Source organism: Burkholderia cepacia GG4, assembly GCF_000292915.1.
Lineage (GTDB): Bacteria > Pseudomonadota > Gammaproteobacteria > Burkholderiales > Burkholderiaceae > Burkholderia > Burkholderia cepacia_D.
This window is the reverse complement of sequence record NC_018513.1, coordinates 24,694-38,435: the sequence shown is the minus strand read 5'-3', so window position 1 is coordinate 38,435 and position 13,742 is coordinate 24,694. Positions and strand designations below refer to the sequence as shown.

Genomic DNA, 13,742 nt, shown 5'->3' with positions numbered 1-13,742 from the left:
CACGTTTCGACCGCGATGTTCTCGGTTACCTACGCGCAGCTCAACGGCTGGCTGACCGCCTTCCTGTGGCCGTTCGTGCGCATGCTCGCGCTCGTCGCGACGGCGCCCGTGGTCGGCCACGCGGCCGTGCCGGTGCGCGTGAAGATCGGCATCGCCGCGTTCATGGCGCTGGTCGTCGCGCCGACGCTCGGCGCGATGCCGGCCGTCACCGTGTTCTCCGCGCAGGGTATCTGGATCGTTGTCACGCAGTTCCTGATCGGCGCCGCGCTGGGCTTCACGATGCAGCTCGTGTTCGCGGCCGTCGAGGCGGCCGGCGACTTCATCGGCCTGTCGATGGGGCTCGGCTTCGCGACCTTCTTCGACCCGCATTCGAGCGGCGCGACGCCCGTGATGGGCCGCTTCCTGAACGCAATTGCGATGCTCGCGTTCCTCGCGGTGGACGGCCACCTGCAGGTGTTCGCGGCGCTGGCCGCGTCGTTCCAGTCGCTGCCGGTGTCGGCCGATTTGCTTCACGCGCCCGGCTGGCGCACGCTCGCCGCGTTCGGCGCGACCGTGTTCGAGATGGGGCTGCTGCTCGCGCTGCCGGTGGTCGCGGCGCTGCTGATCGCGAACCTCGCGCTCGGGATCCTGAACCGCGCGGCGCCGCAGATCGGCATCTTCCAGATCGGCTTTCCCGTCACGATGCTGGTCGGGCTGTTGCTCGTGCAACTGATGATCCCGAACCTCGTGCCGTTCGTGTCACACCTGTTCGCCATGGGGCTCGACGCGATGGGAAGGGTGCTGGTCGGCTGGCGGTGATGCGCGGGTCATTCGTCACGAGGCCCGGGTGCCGCCGAAGCCAATTCATCGAGATTCAGGGGGGGATTCAGGGTCTTTTCATCCGGTATTTGGTGGCGAGACTCGATCGCTTCAGATGAGGATGCTCGCCAGCGTGTTGCGGGCGGCATGGGCAGTGGCGACAACCAGAAAGGGACGGCCACCGGGGTGATCACGCAGCACGAAGACCGTTGCGAAGACCAGCCCGCCCCATAAAGCGACTGTCACATACAGGACGCTGTAGCCGTGCGTTGCACCGAACACAAGAGTTGAAGCGCTGATGGCTGTCCAAACACTCGCTCCGGGCACCCGCCGAATCAACCGAATGGGCAGCAACTGGAAAAGAAATGTTTCCACTATCGGCGCAACAAGTGAGCCGACAAGCAGGCGAGTCAGTAGGCCGTACCGCATTATTTCCGGTAGCACACTGGAAGACGGTCCGAATGGGCGTTCGAATACGAATTGGGCACCCCAGACAAAAATGCCGGAAATGTACGTGAGAGCCCAAGTCAGAAGCGCCGAAACGAGCGCCGGGCTGTGTGAGATAGCGTGAATCACGCTGTTGTCGTGACCGTTTTTCATTGCAATTCGCCGCTCACTCAAGGAACAATTTCCAGACAAAACTCGCCAACAAAATATTCAAAAAATGAAGCACTTGAGATTTGCGGCAAACTCCTGCCCGCCTCTGCTGGGCACTCTAAAGTGAGCGGCGCCATCAAAAATCACTGACCATCTGCTTCGTTTCCTTGGTTGTTAAAGTCGCTCATGGCGTTGTACATGGTTATATCGTTGACCTCCATTTTGTTTCTGGAAATCCAGTCGATGATGTATTTAATTAAATCATATTGCGTGCCCCAGTGCTTTCCAAATGACCCATCCTTTCCAAATGTGATACATCCATTCGCAACAGCATGTTCACCAACAAACCTCGATATCGCTTTATATATCAACCTGACTTTATATGATGCCAACTCCATTCGATTGAATACCAGGGTTGTTCCATTACAAAGTTCGTCGTATAGCGCGCTCTTGTCAAGTCTACGTCTGACCTGCCCCGACTCGCCGCAGTTTTCGATATATTTCGATTCATCAAAAAACCCTCCCCTATTTAATCTCGGCCACTGAGTCACCGATTCACAAATATATATCGCCTCCGATATCTCATCCCACGACAAAAAATTATTTCGCAATGCTTCCTCAAATATAACGGGACGTTCGTCGAAATAGTTTTCAACAAAATGGCCGGCATTCATATTCAATTCAGTCATGCGGCGCCACCTCCAAAAACGTCGCCCCCTCACCATGAATTAACGATTCGGTCGATGAGAGCGAAATAAAAATCAACTCTCACATTTACGGAAAATAGGCAAGTGCAACGCTGCCCACACTTGGAAATATTCCCAAATAAACATCGAATCTATAGCGAAACATCCAATTTTCGCTGGGGTTGCTCAGACACGACGTTGATTGCTACGAACATGAGAGCACTCGTGCTGCCAGCGCAACTGGTGAGGCCTGTCAAGCTGTAGATCCGGCGGCATTTCGCACCAACCCGATTTCTTCAGTGTTCTCCATTGCAGTAACGAACATGACTGTGCTTCGCACAGCGTGCCGTTACTTCAGCTCGCTGCTCGGTCGCATTCCGTTCCTCGCAACCTTGCAAGGACCAGCCGAAAATTGGACGAACGGCGATATCGGGTCGACTCGCACTGCCCGAGAATTGCTCGCTTCCCAGGAACGAGTGGCGAACGGATCGTCCCGGTTTGTCCGGCGTCCGGTGCATCAAGGCAGATGATTTCTATTGGTACGTTGCGGCTCGCTGCCGCGCTTGGATCTCTCGCGGCAGCGTGGCCGGCGGCCGCCGTGGACCTGCTCAACGCGGTACACGCAGCCCGCGGTTTCGACGCGGGAATCGCCGCTGCGCACGATGCGCAACTGGCCGGCCGCGAAAAGCGCTGGCAGGGTCTCGCCGGCCTGCTGCCGCGTGCGCAGCTTGAAGGCGACTACATCAGGCAGGATCAACCGACGGCCGCCTATGCGGCCGCCGTCCGCCGCCACAGCGCGGTTGCAAGCATCACGCAGCCCCTGTTCGACATGAACCGCATGGCCGACTTTCAGCGCGGCAACGCGCTCGCCGGCCAGGCCGACGTCGACTACGAGAAGGCCAGCCAGACGCTCGTCACCGATGTATCCGATGCCTACTTTGAGGTGCTGTACACGCGAGAAGTCCTGCAAGCCGCCGACACGGCCCAGCACGCCTTCCAGAAGCAGCTCGACCAGGCACAGGCGGCATTGAAGGTCGGCGACGGCACGCGCACCGACATCGACGAGGCACAGGCGAATCGGGACGACGCGCTCGCTCGCAGGATTGCAGCGCAAAGTGACCTGGAGGTCGCGCGCGGTACATTTCGACGGTTGACCGGTCTGCCCGCCGACGATCTCGCGCAGATCGCATGGCAATGCGTGCCGCAGGCGATGCCCGTCGACCTCGTGAGCGCGATGGACGAAGCCGCGCGCGAAAACCTCGACGTGCGCATCGCCGAGAAGGCGGTCGACCGGTCGAAGGCCGACATCGTCGCGGCGACCGGCGCACATTTGCCGGTTGTCAACCTGCAGGCGAGCTACGGCACCCAGTGGAGCCGCGGCGCCAATGAAAACGTCTGGGACCAGGTATTCGGCACGACGTCGAAAACCCGCTCGACCATGATCGGCGTGACCGTCACGATCCCGCTCTTCGCGGGAGGCGGCCCGCTGTCGGTGTCGCGCGAAGCATACCGGCGCCGCAGCCAGTCTCTCGAGGCGCTCGAGGATGCCCGTCGCAAGGCACGCGAGTTGGCGCGCACCGCGCATCTCGGTATCACGAACGGCCTTGCGCTGATGCGGGCGCGCGAACGCGCGCTCGCATCGGCCGACAGCAAGGTGAAGTCGACGCGAGTGGGGCGCGGCGTCGGCCTGCGCACGCAGATCGACGAACTCAATGCGGAGCAGCGGTATTTCGAGGCAATCCGCGATCTCGCCGACGCGCGCTATCGCTACCTGCGTGCGCGGCTGCAGCTGTCCGCCGCGCTCGGCACGCTCGGCGACGCGGACGTAGCCGCGATCGCGTGCGATCCGCGGCATCGACCGCTTGCGGCCGTGCCCGCGCCGGAGGGGCGACGCGCATGACCGACGGACTGTTCCGCCAGGAGGCGCTCGACGCGACGAAACACAAGCTGATGGGCACGGTCAGCCTGTATTCGCCGCCGTACCGCTGGCTGATGATCGGCGTGGCGACCGCATTGACGTTTGCGATCGTCGCATTGCTGGTGTTCGGCACCTATACGAAGCGCGAGCGCGTCGCTGGCCAGCTGCTGCCGACCCACGGACTGCTGAGCGTCGCGCCGCCGATGATGGGCACCGTGCTCGAGTCACGGGTACGCGAGGGGCAGACGGTAGCGGCCGGCGCCGAACTGTTGGCGATCTCGGCCGAAGTCGCGACCGAATTCGGCGGCACGCGGGAAATGGTCGCCAGGCAACTCAGGTTTCAGCGTTCGCGCCTGGAAACCGACCTCGCCGGCCAATCGCAGTTGAGCGACGAGGCGAAGCGCGGGCTGCACGCACGTGCGGTCGCACTCGACGAGCAACTCGCACAGATCGCGCTGCAAAAGGCGCAACGGACGCGCCAGGTCGATCTCGCGCAACGGCAGCTCGACAAGCTGCAGTCGATGCGCGAGCAGGGTTACGTGTCGAACACCCAGGTCGAGCAACAGGAAGCTGCGCTGCTCGACACGCAAGCACGGCTGCAGGATCTCGCACGACAGCGCCTCGACGTCGAGCAGCAGCTCGACCAGATTCGCCAGCAGTTGCGTGAACTGCCGCTCACGACCCGCAACCAGCAGAACGAGATCGCACGCAAGCTTGCCGATATCGATCAGTCGCTCGCCGAGAACGAGGCGCGCCGCGCGATCATCCTGCGCGCCCCTCAGGCGAGCGTCGTCGCAGCGCTGCTCGCGAAGCCCGGGCAAACCGTCAATGCCGGCCAGTCACTCGTGTCGCTGTTGCCGCAGGGCACGCAGCTCGAAGCCCGGCTGATGGTGCCGAGCCGCGCGATCGGCTTCGTGCGGCCGGGAGCGCGCGTCGTGCTGCGCTACGAGGCCTATCCGTTCCAGAAGTTCGGGCAGCAGTTCGGCCGCGTGACCGAAGTTTCGCGTACCGCGCTTACGCCGCAGGAAGCCGCGAACCTCACCGGACGAACGGACGTGCGCGAGCAACTGTACCGGGTCGTCGTTGCGCTCGACCGGCAGGACATCCTCGCCTACGGCAAGCGCGAAGCGCTGCGTCCGGGAATGGCGCTCGAAGCGGACGTGCTGATCGACAAGCGCCGGCTGATCGAGTGGGTGCTCGAGCCGCTGTATGCGCTCGGTCGCCGCGCGTCGACATGACTGCCCCGCTCACCCCGAAACACTCGTTACCCAGTCCACACGAACAATGAAATGGATCGACGCGTTGCAATTTGGCTGGCGCCGGCGCCTGCCGATGCTGTTGCAGACCCAGGCAGCCGAGTGCGGCCTCGCCTGTGTCGGGATGGTCGCCGGCTATTTCGGCCACCACATCGACCTCGTCAGCCTGCGGCGCCGCTTCAGCCCGTCGCTGAAAGGCGCGACACTCAACGACGTGATGCTGATCGCCTATCGGCTCGGCCTTGCATCGCGCGCACTGCGGCTCGAGCTCGACGAACTCGGCCAGCTGCGCCGCCCGTGCATCCTGCACTGGGACATGAACCACTTCGTCGTGCTGAAGTCGGTGTCGCGCGGCAAGATCACGATCCACGATCCTGCGCGCGGCATACGCGACGTGCCGCTCGCCGAGGTGTCCGATCACTTCACCGGTGTCGCGCTGGAGCTGATGCCGTCGCCGTCGTTCAGGCCTGCGGAGGGAAGCGAATCGATCTCGATGACGCGGCTGATCGGCGGTGTGACGGGCATCCGCGCGGTCTTTGCGCAGGTGTTGCTGCTGTCGGCGGCGCTGGAGGTGTTCGGCGTGATTACGCCGTTCTACATGCAGTGGGTGATGGACCAGGTGCTGGTATCGGCTGATGCTGATCTGCTGACGCTGCTCGGCATCGGGTTCCTGCTGGTCGTGCTGTTCCAGAGCGCGATGTCCGCGCTGCGATCGTGGGTCGTCACGTGGTTCTCGAGCCTGCTCGGCGTGCAGTGGACCGCGAACGTCTGCGCGCACCTGTTCAGGCTGCCGATGACGTATTTCGAGCAGCGCCACATCGGTGACGTCATATCGCGGTTCGGCGCGCTCAACACGATCCAGAGCACGCTCACGACGCAGTTCGTCGGCGCGCTGCTCGACGGCGTGATGGCGACCGTGACGCTCGCGATGCTGTTCGTCTACAGCCCGACGCTGACGTGGCTCGTGCTTGGCCTGTTCGCCGCTTACGGCGTGATCCGCTGGATCGCGTACCGCCCGTTCCGGCAGGCACACGAGGAACAGATCGTCTACGACGCGCGCGCGCAATCGAACCTGCTCGAATCGATTCGCGGCGTGCAGGCGATCAAGCTCGCAAACCAGCAAGAAGCACGCGTGGCGACCTACGCGAACGCCGTCGTCGAAGCGACCAACAAGCACGTCGCGATCCAGCGTCTGTCGATCGGTTTCTCGACGCTGCAGGGCGTGATTTCCGGCGCCGGTCGTGTGGTGCTCGTCTGGCTCGCCGCGAAACAGGTGCTCGACGGGCAGTTCTCGGCGGGGATGCTGGTCGCGTTCATCAGCTTTGCCGACCAGTTCATGGCGCGCGGCGCGGGATTGATCGCGACGGCAATCGACTTCCGGATGCTGCGGCTGCACGGCGAACGCCTCGCCGACATCGTGCTCACCGATGTCGAGGCCGACATGGAGGCGAAGGCCGCGCGGCCGTCTTCGTTTGACGACCGCGTCGCGCCACCGGCGCTCGACGTACGCGGCGTGCGCTTCCGCTACGCGGAAACGGAGCCATGGGTGCTCGACGACTGCTCGTTTTCGATCGCGCCCGGCGAATCGGTCGCACTCGTCGGCCCATCCGGCCAGGGCAAGACGACGATGGTCAAGCTGCTGCTGGGCCTGCTGACGCCCGAGCACGGCAGCGTGCTGGTGGACGGCGTCGATATCCGCAAGCTCGGTTTGCACCCGTATCGCGAGCTGATTGGCTGCGTGATGCAGGACGACATCCTGTTCGCGGGCTCGATTGCCGACAACATCGGCTTCTTCGATCCACAGCCCGATCAGGCCCGCGTCGAAGAGGCCGCCCGCCTCGCCCAGGTTCACGACGACATCGTCGCGATGCCGATGGGCTATCAGAGCCTCGTCGGCGACATGGGATCGTCGCTGTCGGGCGGGCAATGCCAGCGCGTGCTGCTCGCGCGAGCGTTCTATCGACGGCCCGCGATCCTCGTTCTCGACGAGGCGACGAGCCACCTCGACGTCGAGCGCGAACGGCTGATCAACGACGCCGTGCGCGCGATGAACGTCACGCGGATCATCATCGCGCACCGGCCCGAGACGATCCGCAGCGCGGACAGGGTGATCGTGCTCGCCCACGGAAAGGCGCGCGAAGCGGACATCGAACCGTTGCTCGCGCCGGAAGCGGCATAGGGCGACTGGAGACGAGAATCTCCGTCACGCACCGCGTGGCGGGACGGCCGACGCCGATCCGGCCTTCGATGATCGGCACATACCAGCAAGGAGCAAGACAATGCGTGAATTGACGTCGATGGAACTGGACGCGGTGAGCGGCGGTGGCTTTTTCAGCCGTATCGGCGCATCGGTGGTGGGCGGCGTGACCGGCTTGATCGAAGGTGCGTGGAAGGGTGGCGTGTCGGGCGGGAATGCCGGTCCCGGCCTGCTCGGCATGGGTTCGATTGCCGCCGGTGTCGGGATGATCTGCGGTGGCGTGCTCGGCCTGGTCGGCGGTGTGCTGTACGGCGTCATCAACGATGCGACACAAACGACCAAGTGGTTCGACAAGGCCATGGAAAGCCTCTTCGATCCGAGCTCGCCCGCACCGCGCTGAGCCGCGTCGCGCCATCAGTCCAACCTTCAATCCAATGGAACAACGAATCATGCGTGATCTGAACCTGACCGAGTGCAAGTCGGTATCGGGCGGCGCTATCTCCGCCTCCGCCATTGTCGACTTCATCAACAACCTGATGAAACCGCCGAGCGGCAAGCTCGAGAAGCCGTGGGAAAGCCCGATGCCGGCACCGGGCGGCCAGACCGGTGTTGTCGAGTCGATCGGCAAGGGCATCGTCGCCGTGGGTATCGCGATCGTCGGCTCGATCTTCGCGATCGGCCGCCTTTTCGGTACACGTTAAACATTCGCCGGTATCGCTTTATCTCAATTATTTCGTAATCCTGCTTGAATCAAGCAGATCGAAAGAAGCAAACCTGGTCTTGGGAAGGCATACCGGCACAGCGTCGGTGCCGTTCGTTCAGTTTGGACGGTTTACGATTTAGAAATATAGCTCGATCAGGATAATTGACTGTCACCGGAACGCAGTCTGGCCGGTGGAGTGATCGAGACTTCAACTAGGAATACGACATGAAAACGAAACTTGCATTGACCGCTCTGGCGGTCGCTTTCTCGGCTCTGCCGATCGCCGCCCAGGCATCGGACGGCACGGTAACCTTCACCGGCACGATCAACGGCGCGACCTGCAACGTGTCGATCAACAACGCGGGCCCGAATGCGACCGTGTCATTGCCGTCGGTGGCAGCATCGAAACTCGCCACGAAGGGGAGCGTGGCCGGCGGGACGAACTTCACGATCGAGCTGAGCGGTTGCACGGGAGGCGGCAAATCGGCGCGCGCTTATTTCGAGGCCGGCCCCAACGTCGACGGGACGGACGGCACGCTGATCAACCGCGCGGCAACCGATGCGGCAACCAACGTGGCGGTGCAGCTGCTCGGTATGGACGGACTCGCGCTGAAGGCTGGCGATAGTGGCCAGCGTACCGGTCCGTCGGTCAAAGTCGTCAACAACTCGGCGACGCTGTCTTACGGCGCACAGTATTACGCGAAAGACGCTGTCAAGGGCGGGGGCGTGAGCACGTCGGTTACCTACGCGATCGAGTACCTGTAATACCCATACCCCGCGCCTTCAGTGCGCGGGGTATGGACGATCCCGCGGATCGCCTGGCTTGTAATTCATTCAGGCACACCTGCTGGCATGGCCGGTGGGTGCACCGCCATGACAGCGGATGCTCGCGACGCCATGACACGGCATCGCGAGCCATCCCGAGCATTCCCGCCGTCTTGCCGATAATCCGGCAAGCTAATTACTTCGCATTCCAAAACGTAATGCAGATCCAGAAACATCTTTCCCGTTGCTTGCCGGTTATTCTCGGCATGGCGTTGGCGCTCGCGGCCCCGTGGACCAAGGCCGGCGTCGTCGTGACTGGAACCCGCGTGATCTATCCGGCGGGCGACCGGGAGGTCACTGTCAAGCTGGACAATACAGGCGCGCTGCCTTCGCTCGTGCAGGCATGGGTCGATGACGGCGACATGCACTCAGGCCCAGGCAAGTCGCAAGCACCGTTCATCCTGATGCCGCCCGTGTCGAGGATCGACCCCGGCAAAGGCCAGACGCTCCGGCTCGTCTATACGGGCGAACCGCTACCGCAGGACCGGGAATCGCTCTTCTGGCTCAACGTGCTGGACGTTGCGCCACAACGCGCGGCCGAAGAGGCCGTGAATTCGCTTCAGCTCGCGTTTCGCACGAGAATCAAGATCTTCTTTCGCCCGAACGGCCTCAGTGCGGACGATGCGGCTGATGCGGCGAAGCAGCTCGGCTGGGCGCTCACAGGCGCTCGCGATGGCCACGCGCGTACGCTCGAAGCCACCAACCGGTCCCCGTACCATGTGACGGTGCTCGACGTGCGAATCAAGCACGACGGCCGCGCGTTCCAGATCGACGAAGGCACGACGATCGCGCCCGGTCAGTCGCACGCATTCCGCTTCGACGCCCCCCTGCCCGATGTGCCGCAAGGGACGAAATTCGAATATTCGACGATCAACGACTACGGTACCGACGTCAAGTCCGACGCGACTCTCGGCGGCGCGATCCACTGACGCCATTCTCCCTTACCTACGCAACGTCGTGCACACAGGCTAGCCGCTCTCGTGACGCATCAAGTGGACGACGACTCGCTTTATTCAGCAGGAACGAAGTCCTCATGAAGCAAGCCCCTCGCGCCACCCGGACGCTCGCCAGCACGCCGATGCCCGCGCTAAGCCGGTCGCATGTGCTGGTGATGCTGGCATACTCCGCCATCCCGCTCACGGCAGCCGGCGGCCAGCACACCTCGCCCGATATTCCGCCGCACACGAGCCCGGGAAAAGACGGTAGCGCGATACAGGTCGCGCAAGTCACCTTCAATCCCGATTTCTTCGTGACGGAACCCGGCGGCAGCATCGATCTGGCCCGGTACGAGAAGGGCAGCCCGGTCTGGCCCGGCAGTTACCGTCCGGACATCTATGTCAACGGCAACCTGATTGGACGCAAAGACGTCACGGTGCGCGACGGCGACGACGGGGCGCTGATCTGTTTCGATCGACGCCTGCTCGAAGCAGTCAATGTCGATGTCGGCCGGCTCCCCCCCGCCGTGCTCGACGAACTGGCCGATCCGGCCGCCTGCATCCCGTTGTCGCGTGCGGTACCGGGCGCGACCGTGTCGTTCGACGCGGGCGAGGCGCGGCTCGACGTCGGCATCGCGCAGGCAATGCTGCGTCGCGTCGCGCGCGGCTATGTCGATCCGTCGAGCTGGGATGCTGGCGTGACGTCCGCGATGCTCGGCTATAGCGCGAACGTCTATCGCAACGTCGCGAGCGGCTTCGGATCGAATTCCGCTTACGTCGGGGTGAATGCGGGCGTCAATGCAGGCGGCTGGTATTTCCGTCACGACGGTGCGCTGAACTGGCAGCAGCACGACAAGCGGCACTACGGCGTCGTCAATACCTACGTGCAGCGTGACATCGAGCGGCTCGATGCTCGCCTGACGCTCGGCGACGCGAACACGTCCGGCGAACTGTTCGACACGTTCGCGTTCCGGGGCGTCCAGATCGCGACCGACGATCGCATGCGGCCGGATTCGCTGCGCGGCTATGCGCCCGTCGTGCACGGCATCGCGAACTCGAACGCACGCGTGACCGTCCGGCAGGGCGGCGTGGTGCTCTACGACACGTCCGTCCCGCCCGGCCCCTTCGTGATCGATGATCTCTATCCGACGGGCTACGGCGGCAATCTCGACGTCACGATCACGGAATCGGACGGCAGCAAGCGCACGTCGCAGGTGCCCTATGCGGCCGTCGCGCAATCGTTGCGTCCGGGCATGACCCGCTTCAGCCTCGTCGCCGGCACCGTGCGCAACATGAACCTGTCGTACACGCCGAGCGTGCTGCAGGCGACGCTGCATCGAGGCGTGAACAACCTGTTGACGCTGTACGGTGGCGTGCTCGCAAACGAGCACTACCAGAACGTGATGGCGGGTAGCGCATTCAACACACGCTACGGCGCGCTGGCATTCGACGTATCCGGCGCCCGCACCTCGTCGGCCGGGCGCAGCCAGCAGGGCATGAGCGTTCGCGTCACGTACAGCAAGCTGTTCGAGCCGACCGGCAGCAACCTGTCGGTTGCCGCCTATCGCTTCTCGTCGTCAGGCTATCTGGATTTCAGCAATGCGCTGACCTACGTCGACAATGCAAAGCGCAACGTGACCGCCTCGTCGGCCACGGCGCTGTGGCGCACCCGCAATCGCGTGGCGATCACCGCGACCCAGCCGCTTGGCGACAAGTGGGGACAGGTCTACGCGAGCGGCTTTACGCAAAACTATTGGGAGCGCGCCGGCACGGATACGCAGTTCCAGATCGGTTACAGCAATCGCTATCGGAACATCGACTACAGCGTCAACGTCAGCCGGTCACGGCTCTCGGGCGGGCAATTCGACACGCAAACGATGTTCAGCGCGTCGCTGCCGCTCGGGCGGTCGATCAAGGTACCACGGTCGGCCATCACGGTCGGGCACAACACGGAAGGCGGCATCCGGGCGACCGCGACCGTCAGCGGGCTTGCCGGCGCCGACAATCAGGCAAGCTATTCGATCTCCACGGCGCGCGATCCCGACATGGGTTACTCGGGGAACCTGTCGGGCGAATACCGAACCCCCTATGCGGCGTTCAAGGCGGCGTTCGGCAAGGGGGAGCATTACGGATCCGGGTCGATCGGCATCAACGGGACGGTCGTTGCGCATCCGGCCGGCGTCACGGCATCGCCCTATACGGCGGACACGATCGCGATCGTCGCTGCGCCGTCCGCCCGCGGCGCGACCGTCATCGGCTATGGTGGCGTCAAGCTGGATCCGCGCGGGTACGCAGTGGTTCCGTATCTCACGCCGTATCGCGTCAACGAGATCGCGATCGACCCGCGCGGCCTGCCCGACGACGTCGAATTGCGCACGACGAGCCAACAGGTCGCGCCGCGCGCCGGCGCAACCGTGATGCTCCGTTATCCGACCGTCGAGGGCCGGCCGGTGCTGATTCATGCGTCGCTGCCCGACGGTTCGTCGCTGCCGTTCGGCGCCCCCGTATTCGACGGCAACGGCAGCAGCGTCGGCATGGTGACTCAGGGGGGCCAGGTCTATGCGCGACTGAGCGGGTCGAACGAGCGCCTCACGGTGAAATGGGGGCACGCGGACGCGTGGCAATGCGCGATGCAGGTTGCGGTGCCGCCGCTTGATACGCAAGCGAGCCGGATGAGCATCGCGCGGACCGACGCGCGCTGCGACATCACCACCAGCCCGACAGCAGAGACGGACATTCGCGCGAATCAGCCCACAAGCAACACGCAATCGGAGTGGAAATGAACTGGAGCAATCTCGAAGCGACACCGCGACAACTTGCCGGGCCACGGCCGCACGTCGCAGCCGGCATCTGGCGCGCGGCCGGCTGCGCGCTGCTGCTGTGGAGCGTGGGGATCGGTAACGCATTCGCGCTGAAATGCACGGCAACGAGCCTGACCCGGCTCGGCGAGCTGCCTAAGGTGTTCAAGGTTTCCTCGGATGTACCGATCAATACGGTGCTGTGGCGCAAGACCGGCATCAAGATCACCGCGGACTGCGGCCTTGCCGATATCCTGGATCCGCCCGTCGAAGCGATGGTGATGCGGCCGTCGCTCTACATCGGCAACGGGCTGTCGCTGATGCTCACCTATAACGGCAACCGCGGTTCCACGGAAGCGGCCATGCCCACCGGCGTCATGGTCAATCTGTACTACCCCATCAAGACAACGCCGGTGACGGCAATCGTGGACGTCGAGCTGGTCAAGACAGGCCCGACGCCTTCGACACACGAGCCATTTCCGTTCACTGCGTTCGCCACGGCGCTGATCGGAAATCCCCGCAAGAAGGCGAGCGCCGCGCCCTTTTTTACTTACGGCGCCGACAATATTTCATTTCAGGCTACCACCTGCGATGCGACGAACAAGGCGATCTCGGTTCCGCTCGGCCCGCATACGCTGAATGCATTTGCCGGCCTGGGATCGGGCGTCGGCTCCACGTCGGCAGCCAAGGATTTCACGATCGGCCTGAAATGCGACTCCGGTATCGCCGGCGAATTCGTCGTGAACCTGATGCTGGACGGCAGCGTCGCCGTGCCGGATGCGGGCGTGCTGGCGCTGTCGTCGTCGAGCGATGCGTTGGGCATCGGCGTGCAGGTGCTCAAGGGTCGAGCCGAGAACAACCAGCCTGTCAGATTCGGCACGCCGTGGCAGGTTGCGGATACGCCGGCCACCTCGACCGTCGTGAATGTTCCGTTGTCCGCGCGCTATTACCAGACGGCGGCAAAGGCCAGGCCCGGATCCGCGGCCGCGACCGCGACGTTTACGATCATCTATCGATAGCGCCCGGGGT

At 63.5% G+C, this 13,742-nt stretch carries 12 protein-coding genes; 10 read left to right on the top strand and 2 right to left on the bottom strand.

The window, feature by feature from the left end; translation table 11 throughout:
• Positions 1–15 precede the first annotated feature (15 nt).
• Complete coding sequence (gene fliR / locus GEM_RS00170; protein WP_014895438.1) at positions 16–798, top strand: flagellar biosynthetic protein FliR; 783 nt, start codon at positions 16–18, stop codon at positions 796–798.
• A 111-nt stretch (positions 799–909) separates the two neighbouring features.
• Here fliR and GEM_RS00165 read toward each other — a convergent pair whose 3' ends face one another.
• The gene (locus GEM_RS00165; RefSeq protein ID WP_041490414.1) at positions 910–1,398 is read right to left on the bottom strand and encodes a type II CAAX prenyl endopeptidase Rce1 family protein; all 489 of its coding nucleotides are present in this window, start codon (positions 1,396–1,398) and stop codon (positions 910–912) included.
• A gap of 140 nt (positions 1,399–1,538) precedes the next feature.
• Entirely contained in the window at positions 1,539–2,084 is a 546-nt protein-coding gene (locus tag GEM_RS30995; protein WP_014895437.1) for a cupin, read from the bottom strand.
• A 409-nt stretch (positions 2,085–2,493) separates the two neighbouring features.
• On the opposite strand from GEM_RS30995, the gene GEM_RS00160 reads away from it, so the two are divergent.
• The 9 genes from GEM_RS00160 to GEM_RS29150 all read left to right on the top strand — a co-directional run bounded on the left by GEM_RS00160 (position 2,494) and on the right by GEM_RS29150 (position 13,732).
• Positions 2,494–3,981: a TolC family outer membrane protein gene (locus GEM_RS00160; protein ID WP_272148359.1), complete on the top strand. Its 1,488-nt coding sequence runs from the start codon at positions 2,494–2,496 to the stop codon at positions 3,979–3,981.
• Positions 3,978–5,237 carry an HlyD family secretion protein gene (locus tag GEM_RS00155; protein ID WP_014895435.1) on the top strand — a complete coding sequence of 420 codons (1,260 nt, stop codon included), beginning with the start codon at positions 3,978–3,980 and terminating at the stop codon, positions 5,235–5,237. The genes GEM_RS00160 and GEM_RS00155 overlap by 4 nt, the downstream gene beginning before the upstream one ends.
• 46 nt (positions 5,238–5,283) lie before the next feature.
• On the top strand, positions 5,284–7,434 hold the full coding sequence (locus GEM_RS00150; RefSeq protein ID WP_014895434.1) for a peptidase domain-containing ABC transporter: 2,151 nt from the start codon (positions 5,284–5,286) through the stop codon (positions 7,432–7,434).
• Between the two features lie 100 nt (positions 7,435–7,534).
• A complete protein-coding gene (locus GEM_RS00145; RefSeq protein ID WP_014895433.1) occupies positions 7,535–7,852 on the top strand; it encodes a hypothetical protein in 318 nt (105 codons plus the stop codon).
• Between the two features lie 49 nt (positions 7,853–7,901).
• Complete coding sequence (locus tag GEM_RS00140; RefSeq protein WP_014895432.1) at positions 7,902–8,153, top strand: hypothetical protein; 252 nt, start codon at positions 7,902–7,904, stop codon at positions 8,151–8,153.
• Between the two features lie 227 nt (positions 8,154–8,380).
• Complete coding sequence (locus GEM_RS00135) at positions 8,381–8,920, top strand: fimbrial protein (RefSeq protein ID WP_014895431.1); 540 nt, start codon at positions 8,381–8,383, stop codon at positions 8,918–8,920.
• A 218-nt stretch (positions 8,921–9,138) separates the two neighbouring features.
• On the top strand, positions 9,139–9,909 hold the full coding sequence (locus GEM_RS00130; protein ID WP_014895430.1) for a molecular chaperone: 771 nt from the start codon (positions 9,139–9,141) through the stop codon (positions 9,907–9,909).
• Positions 9,910–10,013: 104 nt separating this feature from the next.
• Complete coding sequence (locus GEM_RS00125) at positions 10,014–12,698, top strand: fimbria/pilus outer membrane usher protein (RefSeq protein ID WP_014895429.1); 2,685 nt, start codon at positions 10,014–10,016, stop codon at positions 12,696–12,698.
• Complete coding sequence (locus GEM_RS29150; protein WP_014895428.1) at positions 12,695–13,732, top strand: fimbrial protein; 1,038 nt, start codon at positions 12,695–12,697, stop codon at positions 13,730–13,732. Before GEM_RS00125 ends, GEM_RS29150 begins: the two co-directional genes overlap by 4 nt.
• Positions 13,733–13,742 lie beyond the last annotated feature (10 nt).